Genomic DNA, 21,902 nt, shown 5'->3' with positions numbered 1-21,902 from the left:
ACGCTTATTTCTGCTCGCGCACCGGAATCGGCGCCGCGCACAAGTCGATGTGGCCAAGCGCGACCTTGGTCCACGGGCCGCCGCGGTTGCGCTGGGCCTCGACCACTTTCTGGAAGGTGGCGCTCTCGGTACGCATCACCTCGAATTTGCTGCGTTCAAGCTCCGGCACGTCGGCCGCGACGCGCAAGGCCTTGATCGGCACCTGCATCTCCGGCTTGTCGAAAAAGCCCATCGGCGCCGGGCCGCGCGCCACGGTCGAGAGCAGCGGCATGCCGGACACGACGCGCCCGACCACGGTGATGTTGCGATCCAGCTGGCGAGGCGCCTGGCCGGTGACGACGTACAGGGCCGTGCCGCCGCCGCTGTCGGCGTCGGCGTCGCGCCCCACGCCGACCATCGCGTAGCAGTGGGCGAGCCAGGTTTCGCCCGCTTTGGGATCGCGTCCGACCGGGAAGCCGTTCGAGTGGCCCACCTGCGGCGCGTAGCCGTCCACATCCTTCAGGCGTGTGAAGCCGGTGTCGTTCTTCATCGGCACGGTGAATTCGCCTTTCAGCTTTTCCTTGGCCTTCTTGACGGGGCGTGGATTTTTTTCGTCCGGGTCGCCCCACTGGACGACGAAATTGTCTTGCGACCGCAGGATGACGAGGCCATCGAAATAGTTCTCGCGCGCCAGCGCCTTGATGTTGAGCGCGTGGTTCGGGGCGAAGGTGGGCGCCAGTTCGATCACAACGCGTCCGCTTGGCAAGTCCATGTAGAGCGTGTTCTCCGGATCGAGCGCGCGCCAGTCGGACGCTGTCGATTCCTTGACGACATCGGCCACGCTCGGTTTCGGCGCCAACTCCTTTTTGGGCGCGGCCGCCTGCACAGCGCTGCTCCCCAGCACGGCCAGTGCCACACTTGCCTGTACTGCGATCTGGACTAGCTTCATCTCCGGCTCCGCTTGTTATTAATGTTGAGTAATTGTAATCGCGATTTTCACCCTGCCTGTAAAACTTAACACTGCCTTAAAATCCGTTTCCGGCCTTGTCTTCCAAGCATGGGGGGCAAACTGACTGGTGGTATCATTCGCCGTTACCGTTTAGGAAAATTATGGATCTGATGCAATTTTTCGACATGATTCTTCATGTCGATAAGACGCTGGGCATGCTGCTGGCCGAGTACGGCACCTATGTCTACATCGTCCTGTTCGCGATAGTGTTTTTGGAAACGGGCCTGGTGGTTATGTTTTTCTTCCCGGGCGACACCTTGCTGTTCATCGCCGGTGCCTTTTGCGCGACCGGCCAGATGAGCTATCCACTATTGATGGCGCTGCTCATCATTGCTGCGGTGAGCGGCAACACCCTGAATTACTACATCGGCGAAGCCGTCGGCCAGCGCATGTTTACCCATAACTATCGCTGGCTCAACAAGGACGCGCTGCACCGCACCCACGATTTTTTCGAAAAGCATGGCGGCAAGACCATTATCCTGGCGCGTTTCGTGCCGGTGGTGCGCACCTTCGCCCCGTTCGTGGCCGGCGTGTCGGACATGACCCACTGGCGCTTCCAGCTCTTCAACGTCACCGGCGCCGTGCTGTGGGTAGCCAGCCTGGTAACTGCCGGCTACTTCTTCGGCAACATTCCCATCGTGCGCAACCACTTGACGGAAATCGTCATCGTTGGCGTAAGCCTGGCGCTGGTGCCGCTCGCGCTCGGCGGCTTGTACAAGTTCGGGCGCAAGATGCTCAGCCGATAACGCGAAGACAAGCTTCTTGTCCGATCGACCAGCGCGCCGCCATGTTGCGGCGCTTTTGCGTTGAGATTGCATCGAAGTGCTCAAGTTTCCGCAGGGAAGCGTCGTTAAGCAGGAGTGAGTTCACTTTCCCCCACCCCCATGCGTAACCTGATTGCCCTGTTTGCCTGCAGTATCGTCATGCTCGGCGCAAGCGCCGCCGACCCCATCCCCGCCGCCAAGCCGGCGCCGGAAGCCGCCAAGAAAACTGCCGATACCGCCAAGCTGGCGGCCGAGCTGGCCAAGCCGGCCAAGGTCGTCGACAAGCCGGTTGCCGCCAAGCCGGTTGCAGAGCAACCCGAGAAGCTTGAAAAGGCCGTCAAGTTGCCCGCGCCCCTGATCGAAAAGCCGTTGATCGACAAGTCGCTCGTCGAAAAGCCGGCCAAGGCCAGTGCCGCCACCGCCGACAAGGTCGCCGCAGCGGTCTCGGCACCCGATGACGACGCCCAGATCGACCTGTCGGTCAAGATCGCCGAGCGCCTGGCCGAGATGCGCGCCAAGCAGGCTGCGCGCGTGGCCGCCGCTGCGAAAGCGCGCAAGGCAGCGGCGGCGAAACGCAAGAAGGAAGTCGCCATCGCGGCGGCGCCGAAGATCAGCCACCAGTGGGATTACGATGGCGAATTCGGCCCGGAAAACTGGGGCAAGATCAACCCGGCCTGGGCCCAGTGCGGCAAGGGCAGCCGCCAGTCGCCGATCGATATCCGCGACGGCATGAAGGTCAATCTCGACGAGATCGACTTCGATTACCGTCCTTCGACGTTTACCGAGATCGACAACGGCCACACGGTGCAGGTGAATGTCGCCGGCGGCAATGTCATGCACCTGGGCGCCGAGCGCTACGAACTGGTCCAGTTCCACTTCCACCGTCCGTCCGAAGAGCGCATCAACGGCAAGGGCACCGAAATGGTGATCCACCTCGTGCACCGCGGCAGTGGCGGCAGGCTGGCGGTGGTAGCCGTGCTGCTCGAGCGCGGCAAGGGCAACGACGTGATCCAGATCGTGTGGAACAACATCCCGTTCGAGAAGGGGCAACTCGGTTCGCCGGGCCTGGAACTCGATCCGCTCGAGATGCTGCCGAACCGGCGCGAGTACTACACCTACATGGGTTCGCTGACCGAGCCGCCCTGCACCGAGAACGTCCTGTGGCTGGTGATGAAGCAGCCAATGACGGCATCCCCGGCGCAGATGGCCGTGTTCTCGCGCCTGTACCCGCTCAATGCGCGGCCGGTGCAGGCGAGCGAAGGGCGGATGATCAAGGAATCGCAATAAAGGAAAAGCCGGCATCGCCGGCTTTTTGATGTTACGTTGATATCGACGCGGGCTTCGCGCCACGCTAACGATCAACTGACGCGATATTCCCCGTGCCAACGCTCTCCCGGCTGCAGCGTCGGCCCATTCAACAAGGCCGGCTCGATACACACGAAGCGCCGATACTCCTCATCCCCCATGTCCGCCAGCGCCGCCGCATCCGCGGCGCCCGGGTTCCACACGACCGCATCCTTGAACCCTTGCTGGCGCAGCGTCAGCACGACACCCCCGTCGACCATGGCAAGGCACGGCTCGGCGTCCTCGTACACGCGGTCGAATTGATCGTCGATCGCCAGTTCCTCACGCTCGACACCCAGGATGCGGATGCCGGCGATGTCGTCGACCAGGAAATAGGTATGCAGCGCCGCCGCGAACGGGAAGGGCGCGTCGCCGGTATTGGTCACCTCGAAGCGCATCGTCAGTTCGTTGGCGCGGATCGCCACGCGCAGGGTCAGCTCGAAGCCGTGCGGCCAGGCCTGCGCGTGCTCCGATGCCACATCCGAAGGCGCCAGCGCCAGGACGGCAAAGGCCCAGCCGGCGTCAAGGCCGGTGCCCGTCACGCGCCAGTTGCTTACGCGCGCAAAACCATGGCGCATGCCGGCGCCGCGTTCGGCGAACTGCGGAAAAATGACCGGCACGCCGCCGCGGATCGCCCTGGTGCCGTCGAGCGCCGACTTCGCACTGCAGAACAGCCGCTCGCGCCCATCGGCGCCGCGCCAGGAGATCAGGTGCGCGCCATACAGCGTGATGCTGGCCTGCGCGCCATCGGGTGCGGTGAGCAGCAGCGATGGCAGCTGGCCGAAGGTGGTGGAGATGGCGGCGGCGGAATGGCGCATGTCGGAAAGGGTTTGAAGATGGGCCGGCTAGTATGCCATGCCCGCCGAGGCAGATTGCACGCCAGATCGACTGTCAGCTTATCCGGCTCTTCGCCATCGGCGGATTCGCCGCAAAGTAGCGCTTGATGCCCTTGGTGATGGCATTGGCCAGCTGGTCCTGGTAACCCTCGTCCTTCAGCTTGGCTTCCTCTTCCGGATTCGAAATGAACGCCGTCTCGACCAGGATCGACGGAATGTCCGGGGCTTTGAGCACGGCGAATCCGGCTTGCTCGACGGCCGCCTTGTGCAGCCGGTTGATGCCGCCGATCTCGCCCAGCACGGCCTTGCCGAGTTTCAGGCTGTCGTTGATCTGGGCCGTCGTCGACAGGTCGAACAGGACGCTGGCCAGCTGGCGGTCGTGGCGTGCGAGGTTTACGCCGCCGATCATGTCGGCCTTGTTCTGGTCGGTCGCCAGCCAGCGCGCCGCCGTCGAACTGGCGCCTTTTTCGCTCAATACGAAGACCGAGGAGCCGCGTGCGCGCGCCTCGATGAACGCGTCGGCGTGGATCGAGACGAACAGGTCGGCCTGTACTTTTCTCGCCTTTTCCACACGCGTGCCGAGCGGGACGAAATAGTCGCCGTCGCGCGTGAGCATGACGCGCGTGTTGGGTAAGGCTTCCAGGCGCGCTTTGAGTTTTTTCGCCACCGCCAGCACGATGTCCTTTTCGCGCGTGCCGCTCGGGCCGATCGCGCCCGGGTCTTCGCCGCCGTGGCCGGGATCGAGCGCGATCGTCACCATCCGTACCACGTTGTTGGCGGGGAGCGCGGGCTTGACTGCGGGCGGTAGCGGCACCGGCGCCGGCGCTGTCACGCGCGGCGCGGCATTGCCGCTCATGGCGGCGATTTCCGCTTCCATGCGCGCCACCGGTTCAGGCGCAACGGGCTGCGCCGACGGGCTCGGCACCGCCGGCACCGCGGTGGCCGTGCCGTCGCCGGGCGACCATTCGCCTTTTTCGATCAGGGCGGCGATCGGGTCGGCCTCACGGATCGGATACAGGTCGAAGATCAGCCGGTGTTTATACTCGGCCACGGGCGCCAAGGTGAACACCTGCGGCTTGATTTCTTCCTTCAGGTCGAACACCAGGCGCACCACGTTCGGGCGGTTCTGGCCGACGCGCACCTGCTTGATGTACGGGTCGTTCGACTCGATCTTGGCGACCAGGCCCTTCAGGGTGTCGTTCAGCACCAGGCCGTCGATGTCGACCACCAGGCGTGGCGGATCGGGCACCAGGAAGTGCTCGGCCTTCAGGTTGGTGTCGTTTTCCAGTGTGACGCGCGTGTAGTCGTCGGCCGGCCAGACGCGCACGGCCAGGATCTGGGCGGCGTGCGCGGGCAGCGGGGTGAACACCGACAGCAGCAGCGTACCGCCGGCTTTGAGCACGGTACGGCGGCGGGTGCGGGACATCAGCGGGGCGGGAAGGAAAGGCGGTCGAGACATAGCAAGCCCTGGTGGGACAACGCCTGCAATTCTACAGCACGGCCGAGACCGCTGACGCTCAGCGATACGCGGACGTCGGGTGGCGGCAACACTGGCTCGCCTTTTTCGGGCCACTCGACGATGCAGATGTTCTTGCCGTCGAAGTCTTCGCGAAACCCGGCGTCCAGGAATTCTTCCGGGCTCGACATGCGGTACAGGTCGTAGTGGATGACGTTCACAAACTCGCCATTGCGTGTTACCCGGTACGGTTCGGACAGGGTATAGGTCGGGCTTTTGACGGTGCCCTGGTAGCCGCAAGCGCGCAGCAGCGCGCGCGTGAGCGCGGTCTTGCCGGCGCCGAGGTCGCCGTGCAGGTAGATGACGAGGCCGGGCACGACGGCGCGCGCCAGCGCGGCGCCGAGTGCGAGGGTCGCCGATTCGTCCGGCAGGTAGGCTGTGAATTGCTGCATCAATTAAAATGTCTTGATTGGCGGCGCGCATGCACGCCGTAATTTCTTACTGCCCCATTGAATGTCCATCGACCTCCCCGACCTGCAGGAACTTACCCGCGCCATCAAGGCCTGGGGGCGCGAACTCGGCTTTGCCGACCTGCGCATTGCCGACGTCGACCTCGCGCACGCCGAGGAAGGCTTGCGCGCCTGGCTGGCGGCGGGCCACCACGGCGAGATGGATTATATGGCAAGCCACGGCATGAAGCGCGCCCGGCCGGCCGAACTGGTGCCCGGCACGGTGCGTGCGATCGTGGCGCGCATGGATTATTTGCCGGCCACTGGCGAGGACTGGCGCGCACGCGAAGCGGTACGCCAGCTCGATCCGGGCGCGGCAGTGGTCTCGCTGTATGCGCGCGGCCGCGATTATCACAAGGTGCTGCGCCACCGCCTGGCGCAACTGGCCGAGCGCGTAAAAGCCGAGATCGGCGAATACGGCTACCGGGTGTTCACCGATTCGGCGCCGGTGATGGAATTGCCGCTGGCGGAAAAAGCGGGCCTGGGCTGGCGCGGCAAGCACACGCTGCTGCTCTCGCGCGACGCCGGCTCGACCTTTTTTATTGGCGAAATCCTGGTCGATTTGCCGTTGCCGGTCGATGCGCCGACCTCGAATCACTGCGGCGCCTGCAGCAACTGCATCGACCTGTGCCCGACGCAAGCCATCCTCGCCCCGGGGCGGCTCGATGCGCGGCGCTGCATTTCCTACCTGACGATCGAATTGAAAGGCAGCATTCCGGTCGAGCTGCGTCCGCTCATTGGCAACCGCATCTATGGCTGTGACGATTGCCAGCTGGCCTGCCCCTGGAACAAATTCGCCCAGCGCGCGACGGTGCCGGACTTCGATGAACGTAATAGCCTGGGCGAATCGAACCTGGTGGACTTGTTTGCCTGGGAAGAGGAAGAATTCAACCGCCGCATGGAAGGCAGTCCGATCCGGCGCATTGGCCACGAACGCTGGCTGCGCAATCTGGCGGTGGGACTGGGCAATGCCGCAGACGGGCGCAGCGGCGACCCGCTCATCGTGGCGGCCTTACGGGCGCGCGCAGAACACCCGTCCGCGCTGGTGCGCGAACATGTCGAGTGGGCGTTGGCCCGCCACCAATCATAGCTCGATGCGTTTCGCGCGCATGGCCGACCAGTCGCCATCGATCGAGATCATCGCCACGGCTGTGATACCGTTTTCCTTCAGAAACTCGTCGATCGAGTCGCGATTGATATCAGTCGCTTTCGAGGCCGTCTGCTTCAGGTAAGCGATCCAGAGCGAGCCCTTGTCGCCAAGCCGTTCCTTGGCCTGCGGCAGGTATTGCTCGAGGTCCTTGCGGTTCATGCAAAACATCATGATCACGTCGAAGGGCCCATCGCCTTCCTGGATCAGCGCTTGCGGAAATTGCGATACGACCGTCGGGTGCACTCCGCCATTGATGATTTGCATCGCTTTCGCGTTGCGCAAAAACATCCTGTCTGCAACTGTCTTGTCGTTCATCTGCTTTCCCTTCAAGAAGTTGACGTCGCGGGGACGCAGGCGGCGACGCGTTCACATTGATTTTACAAGCGAACGGCGAAAAGGCGTGCTCCCGTTCGGGCGGGGTGGGGCTGTTGCCTGTGGGGCTTTACTTCAACAAGCCCGCCAACTCCACCGCCGTCTTGACCTGCATCTTGTCAAAAATATGCGCCCGATGGACCTCGACCGTGCGCATGCTGATTCCCAGCTCATCCGCCACGACCTTGTTCATCTTGCCGGCCAAAATCAAATCGAGCACTTCGCGTTCGCGCACCGACAGGGTAGCCAGCCGTGCCTGCACCTGCGCCGCGCTGGCCGCCGCGCGCGACGCCACCAGGGCCTGGTCGACGCGGTCCATCAGGTCGTTGTCGTTAAAAGGTTTTTCGAAGAAGTCAAACGCGCCGCGCTTGAGCGAATCAACCGCCATCGGCACGTCGCCGTGGCCGGTGAGGAAGATGACGGGCATGCGTGCCAGCCAGCCGCGTTGGATCAGCTGGTCGAACACGGCGATGCCGTTCATGTCGGGCATGCGCACATCTAACAGCACGCAGTCGCCGTCGTTGTCCGGCGCGCCTACGCTGTCGAGAAAGGCCTGGCCGCCCGCATGGCCGCGCACCGCGAGCCCGCGCGACTGTGCCAGCCACGCGAGGGCGTCGCGGATCACGTCTTCGTCGTCGACGATATGCAGCATGCGGGTCTCCTGTATAGGTCTTATTGTAGCTCGGCGGGGCCGCCCGTGGCGGGGCGCGGCAGGCTGAAGGTGAAGACGGTGCCGCCGCCCGGGTTCGGCGCATGGGTCAAGGTGCCGCCATGGAATTCGATCGCCGTGCGGCAGATCGACAGGCCCATGCCCATGCCTTCGGCCTTGGTCGAGAAGAAGGGAGAAAACAGGCGTTCGGCCACATCCGGCGCGATGCCGTGGCCGTGGTCGATCACCGAGACCGCTACCCGGGCCGCGTCGGCGCTGGCTGCAATCTCCAGGATGCGCCCCTCGGGCGGCACCCCGGCCATCGCTTCGATGCCGTTGCGCGTCAGGTTCAGCAGCACTTGTTCGAGCATGACGCGGTCGGCCAGCACCGGCGGCAATTGCGCCGGCAAATCCAGTTGCAGCACCACATACGATTGGCGCGCCTGCAGTTCGATCAGCGCGCGCACGCCTTCGATGACGTCGCGGATCGCCACCGGTTCGCGGTGCGGCTCGCTCTTCTTGACGAACTCGTGCACGCTCTTGATGATCTGGCCGGCGCGCTGGGCTTGCTGGCGGGCTTGCTCCAGCGCGCGCCGCAGCGAGGTTGGCTCGAACGGCACGGCCTTGTCCGCGCGCTCGAGCACGTTCAGGGCGCCGGCCGTGTAACTCGAAATCGCTGCCAGCGGCTGGTTCAGCTCGTGCGCCAGCATCGACGAAATTTCGCCCATCGTCGCCAGGCGCGCACTGGCTTCGAGTTTTTCCTGCTGCTGGCGATTGAGTTCCTCGGCCTTCTTGCGGTCGGTGATGTCGAGGATCGAACTCATCCAGCCGGTCTGGTCGCCGCGGCTGTCGACCAGCGGCGCCTCGAACACCAGCACCGGCACCCGCACGCCGTCCGAGCGCTGGAACACGGTTTCGAACTGGGGCGTAATGGTGCCGGCCAGCACGCCGGCGAAGCGCTCCTCGTAGTCGCCGCGCACTTCCGGCGCCCAGTAGGGCATGGGCGGCTTCTTGCCGACCAGCTCTTCCGGCGGCAAGCCCACCATCGTGCAGAAGGCCTTGTTGACATAGGTAACCCGGCCCTCGAGGTCGCGCGCACGCAAGCCCGTGATGAGGGAATTTTCCATCGCCGTGCGAAACGCCATTTGTTGGCGCAGTGCGCTTTCTGCGGCCAGCGTGCGCGAAATGTGGCGCCACAGCGTCACCAGGCTGAGCAGCAAACCCAGCGCCAGCACGATCACCGAGCCGACCAGCAAATTCGGCAGCAGGCGCGGCGCATTCTTGACGCTGTCGGTCGCCAGCACGATCGAAGCGCCCGGCAAGTCGAGCGGGCGGCGGTGCGTGTAGATGCCGCGTCCCGGACCGCCATCGGCGCGCGCCGCCACCGGCATGTCGTTGCGGTCGAGCAGGGCGAGGGCATTGTCCTGGGCGAACCACCAGGGGACGGTTTCGTCGAGCAGCACCTTCAGGCTGTAGGTGGCGAGCAGGCTGCCGGCATAGGTGCCGTCACGGTACAGCGGTAGATAGTAGTCGAGCATGCCCGGCAGGTGAGCGGTGGCGCCGTAGGGCTCGGTGTAACGGCCAACGCGGGTCAGGCGCGCCATCTCCCGGGTTTCGCCCTGGCTTGGTACGGACGTGCCGGCCGGCAGGTCGGTGCCATGGCGCGCCAGTACGTCACCGTCAGGGCCGAGCCACAGCACGCGGCGCAGCTCGGGGCCGTTCTTGAACAGTTGCGCCAGGCGCGCCTGCAAGACCGTTGGTGCCGGCGGCTTGCCGACCAGGTCGGTGCCGAGCGTGGCCAGCGCTTCCTCGCTGCGCGCCAGCTCGAAGCGCAGCGTCTGCTCGACCCACAGCGTGTCAGCAATCAATTGCTCCTGACGCTCATTGCTCTCCATCTGGCGCGCTTGCCAGGGCAGCCAGAACAGGACGGCGAGAAACAGCAGCACCAGCAAGACCGGCACCAGCCAGCGCCAGGGGCGGGCCAGGTTGGCGCGGCGGCGCAGCGAGAACGGGTTTTTCATGGGGAGGTGGAAGGTTTTCCTGTGCGATGCTATTGTGAACTTCTGTAGCGGCAATGCAACTGCGGTCTGCGGTTCCCTGCCCACTCATTTCATCATTATTCATTGACGCATGACCATCAAACTCCTGGCCGCCGCGCTAATCCTCATCGCCTCCTTGGGCAGCGCCTGGGCGCAAGCCCCGATCGTCATCAAGTTCAGCCACGTGGTCGCGCCCGACACCCCGAAGGGGCAAGCGGCCGAGCGCTTCAAGCTGCTCGCCGAACAATTCACGCGCGGGCGCGTCAAGGTGGAAGTGTATCCGAACAGCCAGCTCTACAAGGACAAGGAAGAGCTTGAAGCCCTGCAGCTGGGCGCGGTGCAAATGCTGGCGCCGTCGCTGGCCAAATTCGGCCCGCTCGGCGTGAAGGAATTCGAAGCTTTCGATTTGCCGTATATCTTCCCTTCGAAGGCGGCCTTGTATGCCGTCACCGAAGGCCCGATCGGACGCGACCTGCTGCGCAAGCTGCAATCGAAAGGCATCACGGGCCTTGCCTACTGGGACAATGGCTTCAAGCTGATGTCGGCGAATCGCCCGCTGCACGTGCCGGCGGACTTTCGCGGCCTGCGCATGCGCATCCAGTCCTCGACCGTGCTCGACGCCCAAATGCGCGCGCTCGGCGCCCGGCCCCAGGTGATGGCGTTTTCCGAGGCCTACCAGGCGCTGGAGACGGGCGTGGTCGACGGCACCGAAAATCCGCCCTCGAACATGTACACCCAGCGCATGCACGAGGTGCAGCGGCACGTCACGGTGTCGCACCACGGCTACCTGGGCTATGCGGTGATCGTCAACCGCAAGTTCTGGGACGGGCTGCCCGGCGACGTGCGCGCGGCGCTCGAGCGCGCGATGGTCGAGACCACGGCGTTCGAGAAGACGATCGCCCAGCGCGACAACGACCGCGCTCTGGCATCGATCCGCAAGGCGGGAAAAACCACGGTCTACTACCTGACGCCGCAGCAACATGCGCAGTGGCGCGCGGCCCTGCTGCCGGTGCACCGCCAGATGGAGCACCGCATCGGCAAGGAATTGATCGATGCGATTGCCCGCGAAACGGCAAAAAAATAATGACGCGCCGGTCAGTAGCGTTGGCAGTCAATACCCTGCCTGTGGCTGCCAAACCTCGTCCGTGTTCGGTTTTTGAAAACCGTATATAAAAAACTATTCTCTGTTGGACAGTTGCGTTATGATTGGGCGCTGCGGCACCAAAGCGGTGCAGGCAACCAGGACACAGTCTTGGGGAGGGCAGAAAAATACGGTAGTCCATACCGGAGATCATGAGAGGAGACACACGTTCGACAGAAGCCGTTGGTACAACCAAACGGCCGGGACGTGCCTGATGATTGAAGCGCACCTTTGGGTGCGCTTTTTTTTTTGCCTACGCGGCTAGCTCCTCGAGCGTCCTCGCATCCACCGGCCGGCTGAACAGATACCCCTGCCAGTGATCGCACCCGATCCCCGCCAGGAACCTGCGCTGGGCCTCGGTTTCGACCCCTTCGGCAATGATCTTCAATCCCAGCGATTTGCCGAGCGCCACGACGCTGCGCGCGATCGAGGCGTCGTTCGGGTCGATCAGCACATCGCGCACGAAACTCTGGTCGATTTTCAGCTGGTCGAGCGGCAGCCGCTTCAGGTAGCTCAGCGACGAATACCCGGTGCCGAAGTCGTCGAGCGAGAAGCAGATGCCGTGTTCGCGCAGGGCGCGCATCTTGCCGATCGTCTCTTCGACGCCTTCGATCATCACGGTCTCGGTCAGCTCCAGTTTCAGGCGCGCTGGATCGGCGCCGCTGGCCGCCACGATGGCGAGCGTCTCTTCGACAAAGTCGGGTTGCAGGAACTGGCGCACGCTGACGTTCACGGCCAGGCTGAAGTGGGCCGTGGCCGGCGACGCGGCCCACAGCGCCAGCTGGTCGCAGGCGGTGCGCAGCACCCAGCGTCCGAGCGGCAGGATCAGCCCGGAGGTTTCGGCAATGCCGATGAAGCCGCTCGGCGCGACCAGACCGCGCGTCGGATGCTGCCAGCGCACCAGCGCCTCGGCCCCGGTCATGATGCCGTCGCCGTCGACCTGCCCCTGGTAGTGCAGCACGAACTGCGAGTGCAAGAGCGCGGCGCGCAATTCGGTTTCGATCGCGGTGCGGTGCGTGACTTCGAGTTCCATCGTGGGGTGGAAGAAGCGCAGCGTGTTGCGGCCCTGGCGCTTGGCTTCGTACATCGCCAGGTCGCCGCGCCGCATCAGGTCATCGAGGCTGCCTTCCTCGCCGGTGCAGAGCGCGATGCCGAGGCTGCAGCTGGCGTGGTGCACGGCGCCGCCAACCTCGAACGGGTCGCGCAGGGCGGTGAGGATCTTCTCGCCCACGGTCTCGGCATGCTGCTGTGCCTCGGCCTCGTCGGCGCCGATCGATTCGAGCAGGATCACGAATTCGTCGCCGCCCAGGCGCGCCACGGTGTCGGTGTCGCGCGCGCAGGCCAGCAGGCGCGCCGCGACCTGTTGCAGCAGGTGGTCGCCGACCACGTGGCCGCGGCTGTCGTTGAGGTCTTTAAAATTGTCCATGTCGAGGAACAGCAGGGCGCCGACCCGGCGCTGACGGCCATGCTGGCCGAGGCAGTGGCCGATCCGGTCGTACAGCAGGCGCCGGTTCGGGAGCGCGGTCAGCGGGTCGTAATAGGCCAGCTGGATGATCTTCTCGTCGGCCTGCTTGCGCGCGCTGATATCGGACTGGGTGCAGACGAAGTTGGTCAGCACGCCGTCGGCGTCGCGTACTGCGCTGATGGTCAGCCAGGCCGGATAGCGTCCGCCGCCCTGGCCTTGCATCCAGACTTCGCCTTGCCAGGTGTGCTTGTGGCGCACGATGTTCCACATGCGGTTGCGATAGTCGTCGTCCTCGAGCTCCAGCGAGAAATGGGGGAAGGGCGTGCCGGGAAGTGCTTCGGCCTTGCGGCCATCGAGCACGCCCCAGGCCTGGTTCGCCTCGATGATCACGGCATCCGGACCGAGCACGCACATGCCTTCGCCCGACTGGAACACGATGGCGGCAATGCGCTGCGATTCCTCGGCCTGCTTGTGCGGCGTGATGTCGGTCGTGATGCCGCACAGCTGCGTCACTTCCTCGCCGCGCACGAGCGGGATCTTGGTGGTGAGATAGACCTTGTCGCCGATGCGTTCCTCGGACACGAAGCGCTGGTGCTCGTCGATGACGGCGAGGTCGCCGGCACGCGTCATCTTCGCCTGTTCAAGCCCGAACAGGACCTCGTCGGTCTGGCCGATGATGGCATTCGCCGGCCGGTTCAGGAGCCGGCACATGGCGCCGTTCACGTACTGGTAGCGCGACTGCGCATCCTTGATGTAGATGAGGCTATCGACGCTGTCGAGGATGGTCGCGAGTTTGCTTTCGTTGTCGCGCAGCTCGCGCGTGCGCAGCGCGACCTCGGTGCGCAGCCAGCTCGCCACGGCCAGCGCCGACAGCAGCAGGCCGACCGTGGCGGCCAATACCCACAGCAGCGACGATGGCACCGCCGCAGACGGATTTCCGCCCTGCCAGCGGCGCAGCGTACTGAAATACACCGAGTTCGGATCCGCGCGCCAGAGCGTCAGGCGGCGGTCGATGGCGTCGAGCGCCACCTGCTGGCGCCCGGGCATGGCGGCGTAGAACAGGCGCGCCGGGTTGAACACGATCGGCGTGGCCGCCAGATGGTGCTTGCCGGCTTCGGCTTCGCCGAAATAGTGGCTGGCGGTCACGGCATCGGCCTGGCCGTCGGCAACCAGGGCAAACGCGCGTTCGAGCGACACCACCGGCACCAGCACGGCGCCATAGCCGGCCAGTAGGTTCGGGAGCACGAGGGCCTGCACCGAGCCGCCCAGCACCGCGATACGGCGGCCTTTCAGGTCGAGCAGGGAACGGATCTTGTTGCCCGGCCGCGCATAGATCTGCGACCAGCTGTGCAGCGCCGGCACCCGGTGGAATGCGTAGGTGCGCGCGCGTTCTTCGGACCAGGCCATGTCGGGCAACAGGTCGATCCGGCCCGCCGCCAGCGCATCCATGCAAGCCTGCCATTCGCAGGCGACGAATTCGAGCTGCCAGTGTTCGGCGCTGGCCACTTCGCGCAGCAGGTCGACCAGGATGCCGGAGGCCTTGCCATCCCCGCTCATGAACACTTTCGGTGCATTCGAATAGACCCCGACCCGCAGCGGCGCTGGTGGCGCGGCGACCGCCTGGGCCAGGCAGCCAAGCAGGAACAGAAGCGCCAGAATGCGGTGTGCGCGCGGCATGGGATCCTCTTTCGGAATGTCACCCAGCATAATCTTTTTCTGAAGAGACAGCCGCTACGCACGAGCACGCTCGGTGTGGAAAAAAGGGGGTGGTGGCCGCGGCCCCCGAGGAGTAAACTGCGTGGATGACATCACAACAAGGCAGCGAGCTGTTTTCCGCCATCGTGGCGGCCCCGTTCGGCGCGATCGGCATCCGCACCGAGGACGCCCGGCTGCGCGAGCTGGTCTATCTCCAGCCGCGCTTCCACGAGAAGGACGCGCAGGATGCCGTCGCCGAACAGGCCGCGCGCCAGGTCGAACGCTACCTGGCGGATCCGGATTTCCTGTTTGACTTGCCGCTGGTCGAGGCCGGCAGCGCTTTCCAGAAACGCGTCTGGAGCGCGATCAGCGCCATTCCGCGCGGCACAGTGCGTACTTACGGCAAGATCGCCAGGGACATCGGCTCGGCCCCGCGCGCTGTCGGCCAGGCCTGCGGCGCAAACTGGTTTCCGCTCGTCATTCCCTGCCACCGCGTGACCGCTGCCGGCGGCCTCGGCGGCTTTGCCAGTCACGACGACGAGAACGGCTTTCACTTGTCGGTCAAGCGCTGGCTGCTGCGTCACGAAGGCGCCACCGCATCTCCATGGCAGCAGCAAGCGATCTGGGACTGATCGACGGGTTCTGCGACACGCTCTGGCTTGAACAGGGCCTGGCGAAGAACTCGCTCGACGCTTACCGGCGCGACCTGCGCCTGTTTTCAAGCTGGCTGGAGGGCAAGCGGCCCGGTTGCGGCCTGCTCGGCGTCGGCCCGGAAGACCTGGCGGGCTATTTCGCCGAGCGCCATCCCGACACCAAGCCCAGCACGGCGAACCGGCGGCTGTCGGTGCTCAAGCGCTTTTATGCGCTGGCGCTGCGCCAGAACCAGATCGGGCAGGATCCCTGCCTCAACATGGCCACCGCGCGCCAGCCGACGCGCTTCGTCCACACGCTCAGCGAAGAGCAGGTCGAGGCCTTGCTCGGCGCGCCTGACGTCGCGACGCCGCTCGGCTTGCGTGAACGGACGATGTTGGAGCTCATGTATGCGAGCGGCTTGCGGGTGTCGGAACTGGTGGCGCTGAAAATTGTCGAACTGAGCCTCAATGATGGCGTGTTGCGGGTGACCGGCAAGGGCGCCAAGACGCGTCTCGTCCCCTTTGGGGGCGAGGCCCGGAATTGGCTCGAGCGTTACCTGAAGGATGCGCGCGGCATCATCCTCAATGGCCAGGTCGACGACGCCCTGTTCGTCACCAGCCGGGGCGGGCCGATGACGCGCCAGATGTTCTGGGTCGTCATCAAGAAACATGCATTGAAGGCAGGCATTCGCGCGCCGCTGTCGCCGCACACGCTGCGCCACGCGTTCGCGACGCACCTGTTGAACCATGGCGCCGACTTGCGCGTGGTGCAATTGTTGTTGGGACACTCGGATATTTCCACCACACAGATCTATACCCATGTTGCGCGCGAGCGCCTGAAACACTTGCATGCGCAGCACCACCCACGTGGTTAATTCAAATGCTGAAAGCGCAACTGGGTCATAATAGCTGCGCACCACATTAACCAAGCAAATACGAGGTGATCATGGCCAAAACCAACTTCAGTTACGAGAAGCGGCAACGGGAACTGGAAAAGAAGCGCAAGACGGAAGAAAAAGCCCGGCGCAAAGCAGAAGCAAAAACCCATCCTGGTGGGGAAGGGCAGGAAATGACGGCGGAGGCGGGAGAAGAAGCCGAGGCCGAAGTGAGTGCGGATGCGCCGGAGACGCAGACGCCGTAATAAAGTCAATGTGTCCAGTAACCTGCGGACAATGTGCACCGTAGGTTACTGAGCACCATCCTGCTTATCCTTAAGCCGATTCCTTCGCGATCACCGGCGCAAGCTCCACAATCTCGTCGTGCCCCTTCGCGAACCACCTGCGCGCCCGCTTGCCCAGGCTGTCGAGGTAGCTGTACGCCACCGGCACCACCACCAAGGTCAATAGCGTCGAGGTAATCACCCCGCCGATCACCGCGCGCCCCATCGGCGCCTGGGTCTCGCCGCCGTCGCCGGCGCCGATCGCCATCGGCAGCATGCCGAAGATCATGGCCAGCGTTGTCATCAGGATCGGGCGCAGGCGGACTTGCCCCGCTTCCAGGATCGCCGCGAACTGCGCCTTGCCTTCGCGCTGGCCTTGGTTCGCAAAATCGACCAGCAGGATCGCATTCTTGGTCACCAGGCCCATCAGCATGACGACGCCGATCACCGAGAACACATTGAGCGTACTGCCGGTTGCCAGCAGTGCCAGCAGCACGCCGATGAGCGACATCGGCAGCGACATCATGATTGCGATCGGCTGCAGGAAGCTGCCGAACTGCGACGCCAGCACCAGGTAGATGAAGATGATCGCAATGATGATCGCCGACCCGAAGTTGGCCATCGTCTCGGCCATCTGCTGGGCGTCGCCGCCGACGTCGAAGCGCACGCCTTCCGGCAGTTCAATGGCGTCCATCGCCTTCTTGATGTCGGCATTCACGTCGCCCGAGGGACGGCCTTCGATGCCGGCGTAGATCGCCACCCGTCGCTCGAGCGCCTGGCGCTTGAGCACTTGGGGGCTGAACGAGGGCACGAACTCGACCACCTGGCGCAGCGGCACCATGATCGGGTTGCCGGCCGCATCCATGCGCGAAGACGCCAGCGACAGGTCGGCCAGGTCCGCCACTTTCTGGCGGCCGCTCCTCGGCAGCTGCACATTGACTTCATAGTTCTGGCCATCCGGCGCCAGCCACTGGCTGATCTGGTCGCCGCCGACGAAAGGCCGCAGCGCCGCGCCGACCTGCGCCACCGATAAACCCAGGTCGCTGGCCAGCTCGTTGTTGATCTTGATGATGGTGGCAGGATTCGCCCCTTCCTGGCTGTACTCGATGTCTGCCACACCTTTCATTGCACGCATCTTGTCCATCAGCTTGTGCGCGGCGGCATCTAACTTGGCTTCGTCGCGCCCGAGGATCGCGATGAAGATCGGCTTGTTACCGACCGACATCGTGATGCCGGCGATCGATTGCAGACGCGCACGGATCACCGACTCCATCTCTTCCTGCGAGCGGCGCTCGGTCTTGCGTACGTCGGTCAGTTTCAGGATGACCTGGGCGCTGTTGTGGCCTTCATACACGCCGATGGCGCTGCTGATCGCTTCGATCTCCGGGTAGGCGGCGAGCGCGTCCTCGACCTGTTTTACTTTGCCGTCGGTGTAGGCCAGGCTCGAGCCGACCGGCGTCTTGAACTTCATCTCGATGAAGCCGTTGTCGGTCTTCGGCGCGAACTCGCCGCCGATCAGCGGTATCAGGAACAGGCTGCCCACAAAAATGCCCAGCGCCAGCGCCAGGGTCGATTTGCGCCAGGCAAGGGCCAGGGCCAGCACGCGGCCATACCAGCCATGCACGTGCTCGATGCCGACCTCGATCTTCGCCATCACGCGGCCCAGCCACGGCAGGTATTTGAAACGGTCCTTCACCGGGTCCGGCCAGACCGAGGACAGCATCGGGTCGAGCGTGAAGCTGACAAACAGCGACACCAGCACGGCGACGGCCACCGTCACGCCGAACTGCAGGAAGAAGCGCCCGATGATGCCGTCCATGAAAGCGATCGGCACGAACACGGCGACGATCGCAAAGGTGGTCGCCATCACCGCGAGACCGATTTCGCCCGTGCCTTCTTCGGCGGCGCGCAGGTGGCTCTTGCCCATGCCGAGATGGCGCACGATGTTCTCGCGCACCACGATCGCGTCGTCGATCAGCAGGCCAATGCACAAGGACAACGCCATCAGGGTCAGGAAGTTCAGCGTGAAGCCGAAGTAACGCATTGCGATGAAGGAGGCCAGCACCGAGATCGGCAGCGTGAGGCCGGTGATGACCGTGCTGCGCCAGGAATGCAGGAACAGGAACACGATCACCATCGTCAGGATCGCGCCTTCGACGATGGTGCGCTTGACGTTGTTGAGCTGGTCCTGGACGGTCGCCGACTGGTCGTCCATCACGCGGAACTGCACGTCGGCCGGCATCGTCTTCCTCAGCTGCTCGACCATGTTCATGATGCCGGTGCCGACCTGCACCGTGTTTGCATCCTGCACCTTGGTGATGTCGAGCGAAATGGCGCGCACGCCGTTTACACGCGAAATGGACGTCTCTTCGCGCTCGCCGTCCACCACCTCGGCCACCTGCGACAGGTAGACCGGACCGCTGGCGCGGCGCGCGACGATGATGTTGTTGAACTCGCGCGCTTCGCGCATCTTGCCTTCGACCCGCACCAGGCGCTCGGCCGCGCCATCCTGCAGGTTGCCGGCCGGGAGATTCGTATTGGTCGCTCCGATCGCGCGCAGCACTTCATCGATGCCGATGTTCTGGCTGCGCAGCTGCTCGGGTTTGACGTGCACCAGGATCTGGCGCCGCGCGATGCCGCCGGTACGCACTTCGCCCACGCCGGCCACGCTTTGCAGGCGCTTGACGATCACCTGTTCGGCCAGGGTTGAGAGCGCGCGCATGTCGCGTTCTTTCGAGGTGACCGACAGGCGCACCACGGGCTGCTGGTTTTCGCCGTCGGCGCGGATGACGAAAGGTTCCTTGACCTCTTTCGGGAAGCCAGGTCGCACGCGCGCCACCTTGTCGCGCAAATCCTGCATCGCCTTGTCCATGTTGGTGGCGATGTGGAATTCGATCGAGACGCCGCTGCGGCCTTCCCACGCGTTACTGCGAATGGTCTTGACGCCGCTGACCGTGTTGATGACTTCTTCCAACGGCCGCGTGACGTCGTTCTCGACCTGTTCCGGCGAGGCACCGGGGTACTGGGTCTCGACCCAGGCAAAGGGGAGTTCGACGTTCGGCATGCTTTCCACGCCGAGCGAACGGTAGGAGAACAGGCCGAGCACCATCAGGCCGACCATGACCATGGTCGCGAAGACCGGGTGGCGAATGCTGACTTTGGTGATCCACATGGGGTCAGCCTTTCTTCGCAGGCGCGGCAGTGGTAACCGGCGCAGCGGCCGATGAACTTGCCTGGGCCAACTTCACCGCGCTGCCAGGCTTGACGCCGTCGAGCGGCACCGCCAGCAGCACCGCGCCGGCTTCCACGCCCCCCAGCACCTCGGCCATGCCTTCATCGTTATTGCGCATGCCCAGCTGGACCGGCTGCGCCACCACCTTGCCGCCATCGACCCGGTAGACCACGTCACGCGCGCCATCCTTGCGCAGCGCAGCGAGCGGCACGATCGGACGCGTGGCCGATTTTTCGGTCGTGATCTCGCCCTTCGCGAACATGCCGGCACGGAGCAGGCCGTCGTCATTGGCCACGCTGATATACACCAGCATCGAGCGCGAGCCCGGTTCGGTGGCCGGATTGATGCGCGCCACCTTGCCGGAAAACGCGCGCTTGTCGAAACCGTCGACCTTGAAACTGACCTCCTGGCCGACCTGCACACGCGGGATGTCCGAGGCCGGTACCTGGGCGTCGAGCGTCAGGTGCTGCAAGTCGACGATCGCCATGACCGGGCTGTCCGGGGACAGCTTTTCGCCGGCCTGCACAAAACGCTTGCTGACCACGCCCGACAGCGGCGCGCGAATCGTCGTGTCATTGAGCGCGATGCGCGCCAGGTCAAACTGGGCGCGCGCCGCATCGACCGCCGCCTGCGCCAGCTCGACGCTGTTGCGGGTGGTGTCGAAGGAATTTTGCGAGATATAGTTTTGCTTGAGCAAGGCCTGGCTGTTGGCCTCGTTCTTGTTCGCCAGGGCCAGCCGCGCATTCGCTTCCTTCAGCAATGCCGCCTGCTGGGCCATACGGGCGCGCGCGTCGGCATCGTCGAGGCGCGCGATGACCTGGCCGGCGGCCACGTTCACGCCTTCGCGCACAGTAGTCGAGAGGACCACGCCCGAGACCTTCGATTTCACGGTCGCCTGGGCCAGGGGTGCGAGCGAACCCGACAGGGGCAAGCGCAGCGCCAGTTCGCGCGCCTCGACCGTGACGACGTCGTTTCGGGCCAGCTCGAAGACGGTCGGCTTTTCGGCCTTTTTTGCCGCAGCCGCGTCCGGCGGCGGGGCGCTCCTGCCCTGCACCGCGTACCAGCCGCCGCCGGCCAGCGCCACGACGAGCAGCGCGATGGCCGGAGTGCGCCAGCGGCGCCGGGTGGAGAGGGGACGGCTCGATGCGAGAGGCAGGGTTTCGATTTTCATGGCGGCTGTTGTTTGTGTTGTTAGGAGCACGAGGAGGAAGAGGGGAGCGCGCGTGCTCCACCTAGTCCGAGGCGAAGCTCCGTGCGCATGGTGGGGACTATAGAAATTGACCAGTCCAGGCGCCATCGGAATGCGACAAGCAGCCGTTTCCGGACGCTGAAGTGCAGAAAAAGCGGACGGAGCGTGCCGCCGCCCGAACCGGTTTATGCAGGCCTCATACCTTTGCGTGTGCGCAAACGAGGGCCTATACCGAGCTGACCGGCTTTACCACCGAGGAAGTGGTCGGGGCTGCGCCAGCCGTACCTTTGCCGCCTAGACGCCCGCCTCCATGAGGCCGTGGCTCACATCGTACAGGCGGATGCGCGCCAGTACCTGGCCATGGTCGGACGCTTCCGGCCGCTCGAGGTCGAGGTGGTCGTTCAGGTAAATCACGTCGAGCACTTCGCCGATCGCGTTCGGCAGGACGCCGTTGAATTCTTCCGATACCAGGATGTGGTCGATGGTCGAATAATGCCCCTCGTGCACGCTCGAAAAGCCGAGGTGACGCGCATGGTCGGCGCGGCGCTGCACCTGGCTGGCGTCGTACAGGCGGTCGCCCAGCGGCGTGCCGGCGCCCAGCACGATGCTGGTCGTGACTGAATCGGCGACGTCGTTGAAGTCGCCCAGCACCACGCGCGCACGGCGATTTGCACGGCCCATTTCGGTCAGCAGCACGCGCAGCGCGGCCGCTTCGGTGCCGCGCCGGATCAGCGAGCGCAGGCAGGCGAGGGCAAACAGGGCCGGGTCTTCGCCGGTGTCGCCGCTGCGGTAGTCGGGGCGCCGCGACTTTAAATGCACCACCACCACGTCGACCGTCACGTCGGGCGACACGGTCACCACCGCATGCAGCGGCGCGCGCGTAAAGCGCGCGGCGTCACGGCTGCCGGGCGGGAGCTCGATACCCTTGGGGAATTCGATCATCGGCTGCGCCTGGCCGGAGACAGGCAGGCGCGATATCAGGGCCACGCTCGGCGTCAAGCGCATCGCGGCCGGGTCCGGGTCGAGGCCGAGGTGGAAGGCGTTGCGGTAACCCCGGGTGCGTGCCAGCACTTCCTTTAGCGTCGCTTGCGAGAAGATTTCCTGGAAGCCGATCACGTCGGCGTCGAGCAGGTCGATCTGGTGCGCCGTCCAGTTCAGCTTGGCCTCGTATTCCTCTGGCGTGGTAGGCAGCAGGTTGTCGTACAGCTTCACGCCGGGGGGCGCCAGGTTGCATACGTTAAAGGTGGCAAAGCGTATTTCTTGCTGCATAATAGAAACCCTT

18 protein-coding genes are annotated in these 21,902 nt (G+C 64.5%); 7 read left to right on the top strand and 11 right to left on the bottom strand.

What is annotated here, in order from left to right; all coding sequences use genetic code 11:
- Positions 1 to 4: 4 nt before the first annotated feature.
- Entirely contained in the window at positions 5 to 928 is a 924-nt protein-coding gene (locus ACHAC9_RS04330; protein ID WP_435757502.1) for a peptidylprolyl isomerase, read from the bottom strand.
- A gap of 161 nt (positions 929 to 1,089) precedes the next feature.
- On the opposite strand from ACHAC9_RS04330, the gene ACHAC9_RS04325 reads away from it, so the two are divergent.
- Both ACHAC9_RS04325 and ACHAC9_RS04320 read left to right on the top strand, forming a co-directional pair.
- Positions 1,090 to 1,734, top strand: a complete 645-nt coding sequence (locus tag ACHAC9_RS04325) for a VTT domain-containing protein (protein ID WP_435757500.1) — start codon at positions 1,090 to 1,092, stop codon at positions 1,732 to 1,734.
- Between the two features lie 138 nt (positions 1,735 to 1,872).
- On the top strand, positions 1,873 to 3,039 hold the full coding sequence (locus ACHAC9_RS04320; RefSeq protein WP_435757498.1) for a carbonic anhydrase: 1,167 nt from the start codon (positions 1,873 to 1,875) through the stop codon (positions 3,037 to 3,039).
- 71 nt (positions 3,040 to 3,110) lie between these two features.
- Here ACHAC9_RS04320 and ACHAC9_RS04315 read toward each other — a convergent pair whose 3' ends face one another.
- The 3 genes from ACHAC9_RS04315 to tsaE form a co-directional block, all read right to left on the bottom strand.
- Complete coding sequence (locus tag ACHAC9_RS04315; protein WP_435757496.1) at positions 3,111 to 3,914, bottom strand: D-hexose-6-phosphate mutarotase; 804 nt, start codon at positions 3,912 to 3,914, stop codon at positions 3,111 to 3,113.
- Between the two features lie 73 nt (positions 3,915 to 3,987).
- Positions 3,988 to 5,358 carry an N-acetylmuramoyl-L-alanine amidase gene (locus ACHAC9_RS04310; protein ID WP_435757494.1) on the bottom strand — a complete coding sequence of 457 codons (1,371 nt, stop codon included), beginning with the start codon at positions 5,356 to 5,358 and terminating at the stop codon, positions 3,988 to 3,990.
- The gene (gene tsaE, locus ACHAC9_RS04305) at positions 5,358 to 5,840 is read right to left on the bottom strand and encodes a tRNA (adenosine(37)-N6)-threonylcarbamoyltransferase complex ATPase subunit type 1 TsaE (RefSeq protein ID WP_435757492.1); all 483 of its coding nucleotides are present in this window, start codon (positions 5,838 to 5,840) and stop codon (positions 5,358 to 5,360) included. Before tsaE ends, ACHAC9_RS04310 begins: the two co-directional genes overlap by 1 nt.
- Before the next feature lie 61 nt (positions 5,841 to 5,901).
- Here tsaE and queG point away from each other — a divergent pair, with 61 nt between their 5' ends.
- Positions 5,902 to 6,987: a tRNA epoxyqueuosine(34) reductase QueG gene (gene queG, locus ACHAC9_RS04300; RefSeq protein ID WP_435757490.1), complete on the top strand. Its 1,086-nt coding sequence runs from the start codon at positions 5,902 to 5,904 to the stop codon at positions 6,985 to 6,987.
- On the opposite strand, the gene ACHAC9_RS04295 is transcribed toward queG, so the two are convergent.
- From ACHAC9_RS04295 to ACHAC9_RS04285, 3 genes are all read right to left on the bottom strand, one after another.
- Positions 6,982 to 7,311 carry a DUF3052 family protein gene (locus ACHAC9_RS04295; RefSeq protein ID WP_435757488.1) on the bottom strand — a complete coding sequence of 110 codons (330 nt, stop codon included), beginning with the start codon at positions 7,309 to 7,311 and terminating at the stop codon, positions 6,982 to 6,984. The two genes, queG and ACHAC9_RS04295, sit on opposite strands and share 6 nt — an antisense overlap.
- A 178-nt stretch (positions 7,312 to 7,489) precedes the next feature.
- Positions 7,490 to 8,071: a response regulator transcription factor gene (locus ACHAC9_RS04290; RefSeq protein ID WP_435757486.1), complete on the bottom strand. Its 582-nt coding sequence runs from the start codon at positions 8,069 to 8,071 to the stop codon at positions 7,490 to 7,492.
- Positions 8,072 to 8,091: 20 nt separating this feature from the next.
- On the bottom strand, positions 8,092 to 10,089 hold the full coding sequence (locus tag ACHAC9_RS04285) for a sensor histidine kinase (RefSeq protein WP_435757484.1): 1,998 nt from the start codon (positions 10,087 to 10,089) through the stop codon (positions 8,092 to 8,094).
- Between the two features lie 109 nt (positions 10,090 to 10,198).
- Here ACHAC9_RS04285 and ACHAC9_RS04280 point away from each other — a divergent pair, with 109 nt between their 5' ends.
- On the top strand, positions 10,199 to 11,191 hold the full coding sequence (locus ACHAC9_RS04280) for a TRAP transporter substrate-binding protein (RefSeq protein ID WP_435757482.1): 993 nt from the start codon (positions 10,199 to 10,201) through the stop codon (positions 11,189 to 11,191).
- A gap of 310 nt (positions 11,192 to 11,501) precedes the next feature.
- Here the strand turns inward: ACHAC9_RS04280 and ACHAC9_RS04275 are convergent, their stop codons facing one another.
- Complete coding sequence (locus ACHAC9_RS04275; RefSeq protein WP_435757480.1) at positions 11,502 to 14,390, bottom strand: EAL domain-containing protein; 2,889 nt, start codon at positions 14,388 to 14,390, stop codon at positions 11,502 to 11,504.
- A gap of 125 nt (positions 14,391 to 14,515) precedes the next feature.
- On the opposite strand from ACHAC9_RS04275, the gene ACHAC9_RS04270 reads away from it, so the two are divergent.
- The 3 genes from ACHAC9_RS04270 to ACHAC9_RS04260 all read left to right on the top strand — a co-directional run bounded on the left by ACHAC9_RS04270 (position 14,516) and on the right by ACHAC9_RS04260 (position 16,181).
- Positions 14,516 to 15,040: a methylated-DNA--[protein]-cysteine S-methyltransferase gene (locus tag ACHAC9_RS04270; RefSeq protein WP_435757478.1), complete on the top strand. Its 525-nt coding sequence runs from the start codon at positions 14,516 to 14,518 to the stop codon at positions 15,038 to 15,040.
- Positions 15,013 to 15,915, top strand: coding sequence for a site-specific tyrosine recombinase XerD (gene xerD / locus ACHAC9_RS04265; protein ID WP_435757476.1), 903 nt, complete (start codon positions 15,013 to 15,015; stop codon positions 15,913 to 15,915). The genes ACHAC9_RS04270 and xerD overlap by 28 nt, the downstream gene beginning before the upstream one ends.
- Before the next feature lie 71 nt (positions 15,916 to 15,986).
- Positions 15,987 to 16,181 carry a hypothetical protein gene (locus ACHAC9_RS04260; RefSeq protein ID WP_435757474.1) on the top strand — a complete coding sequence of 65 codons (195 nt, stop codon included), beginning with the start codon at positions 15,987 to 15,989 and terminating at the stop codon, positions 16,179 to 16,181.
- Between the two features lie 70 nt (positions 16,182 to 16,251).
- On the opposite strand, the gene ACHAC9_RS04255 is transcribed toward ACHAC9_RS04260, so the two are convergent.
- The 3 genes from ACHAC9_RS04255 to ACHAC9_RS04245 all read right to left on the bottom strand — a co-directional run bounded on the left by ACHAC9_RS04255 (position 16,252) and on the right by ACHAC9_RS04245 (position 21,889).
- The gene (locus ACHAC9_RS04255; protein ID WP_435757472.1) at positions 16,252 to 19,371 is read right to left on the bottom strand and encodes an efflux RND transporter permease subunit; all 3,120 of its coding nucleotides are present in this window, start codon (positions 19,369 to 19,371) and stop codon (positions 16,252 to 16,254) included.
- A gap of 4 nt (positions 19,372 to 19,375) precedes the next feature.
- Complete coding sequence (locus ACHAC9_RS04250; protein ID WP_435757470.1) at positions 19,376 to 20,602, bottom strand: efflux RND transporter periplasmic adaptor subunit; 1,227 nt, start codon at positions 20,600 to 20,602, stop codon at positions 19,376 to 19,378.
- Positions 20,603 to 20,914: 312 nt separating this feature from the next.
- Positions 20,915 to 21,889 (bottom strand): endonuclease/exonuclease/phosphatase family protein, encoded by a 975-nt coding sequence (locus ACHAC9_RS04245; RefSeq protein ID WP_435757468.1) that lies wholly within the window; start codon positions 21,887 to 21,889, stop codon positions 20,915 to 20,917.
- Positions 21,890 to 21,902 lie beyond the last annotated feature (13 nt).

The sequence above is a fragment of the Massilia sp. CMS3.1 genome, from assembly GCF_051262535.1.
Classification (GTDB): domain Bacteria; phylum Pseudomonadota; class Gammaproteobacteria; order Burkholderiales; family Burkholderiaceae_D; genus Telluria.
This window is presented reverse-complemented; position numbering and strand designations above follow the sequence as displayed.

Coding starts and splice junctions, on each gene's coding strand:
- ACHAC9_RS04330 (WP_435757502.1), bottom strand. CDS start 928: ATGAAGCTAGTCCAGATCGCAGTACAGGCAAGTGTGGCACTGGCCGTG.
- ACHAC9_RS04325 (WP_435757500.1), top strand. CDS start 1,090: ATGGATCTGATGCAATTTTTCGACATGATTCTTCATGTCGATAAGACG.
- ACHAC9_RS04320 (WP_435757498.1), top strand. CDS start 1,873: ATGCGTAACCTGATTGCCCTGTTTGCCTGCAGTATCGTCATGCTCGGC.
- ACHAC9_RS04315 (WP_435757496.1), bottom strand. CDS start 3,914: ATGCGCCATTCCGCCGCCGCCATCTCCACCACCTTCGGCCAGCTGCCA.
- ACHAC9_RS04310 (WP_435757494.1), bottom strand. CDS start 5,358: ATGTCCCGCACCCGCCGCCGTACCGTGCTCAAAGCCGGCGGTACGCTG.
- tsaE (WP_435757492.1), bottom strand. CDS start 5,840: ATGCAGCAATTCACAGCCTACCTGCCGGACGAATCGGCGACCCTCGCA.
- queG (WP_435757490.1), top strand. CDS start 5,902: ATGTCCATCGACCTCCCCGACCTGCAGGAACTTACCCGCGCCATCAAG.
- ACHAC9_RS04295 (WP_435757488.1), bottom strand. CDS start 7,311: ATGCAAATCATCAATGGCGGAGTGCACCCGACGGTCGTATCGCAATTT.
- ACHAC9_RS04290 (WP_435757486.1), bottom strand. CDS start 8,071: ATGCTGCATATCGTCGACGACGAAGACGTGATCCGCGACGCCCTCGCG.
- ACHAC9_RS04285 (WP_435757484.1), bottom strand. CDS start 10,089: ATGAAAAACCCGTTCTCGCTGCGCCGCCGCGCCAACCTGGCCCGCCCC.
- ACHAC9_RS04280 (WP_435757482.1), top strand. CDS start 10,199: ATGACCATCAAACTCCTGGCCGCCGCGCTAATCCTCATCGCCTCCTTG.
- ACHAC9_RS04275 (WP_435757480.1), bottom strand. CDS start 14,390: ATGCCGCGCGCACACCGCATTCTGGCGCTTCTGTTCCTGCTTGGCTGC.
- ACHAC9_RS04270 (WP_435757478.1), top strand. CDS start 14,516: ATGACATCACAACAAGGCAGCGAGCTGTTTTCCGCCATCGTGGCGGCC.
- xerD (WP_435757476.1), top strand. CDS start 15,013: ATGGCAGCAGCAAGCGATCTGGGACTGATCGACGGGTTCTGCGACACG.
- ACHAC9_RS04260 (WP_435757474.1), top strand. CDS start 15,987: ATGGCCAAAACCAACTTCAGTTACGAGAAGCGGCAACGGGAACTGGAA.
- ACHAC9_RS04255 (WP_435757472.1), bottom strand. CDS start 19,371: ATGTGGATCACCAAAGTCAGCATTCGCCACCCGGTCTTCGCGACCATG.
- ACHAC9_RS04250 (WP_435757470.1), bottom strand. CDS start 20,602: ATGAAAATCGAAACCCTGCCTCTCGCATCGAGCCGTCCCCTCTCCACC.
- ACHAC9_RS04245 (WP_435757468.1), bottom strand. CDS start 21,889: ATGCAGCAAGAAATACGCTTTGCCACCTTTAACGTATGCAACCTGGCG.